We start from the raw sequence: 211 nt of genomic DNA, 5'->3' as shown, positions 1-211 counted from the left end.
CACCGGCGCAGGTCGCGGCCCGGCTGTCCGCCGCCGGCGTGCCGCTCGGCCGGTCGGCGGTCAACTACCACATCGACTACCTGGTCAAGAAGCTCGGGACGGCGGCCCCGCGCGGGATGACCCGGGCGTGGAAACGGGACACGGTGGTGACGCTGGCGTTGAAGTTCGACCTGGTGCGCCCCGAGCATCTCGGCCTCATGCCCGGACGGGT

The 211-nt window shown here is 72.5% G+C and carries 1 pseudogene; it reads left to right on the top strand.

What is annotated here, in order from left to right:
- A pseudogene (locus tag VR45_RS41350) lies at positions 1–211 on the top strand (serine/threonine protein kinase); the annotation flags it as partial.

Source organism: Streptomyces sp. NRRL S-495, assembly GCF_000966955.1.
Lineage (GTDB): Bacteria > Actinomycetota > Actinomycetes > Streptomycetales > Streptomycetaceae > Kitasatospora > Kitasatospora purpeofusca.
Note: the sequence above shows the minus strand (reverse complement) of the source record. Positions and strands in the feature narration are given on the sequence as shown.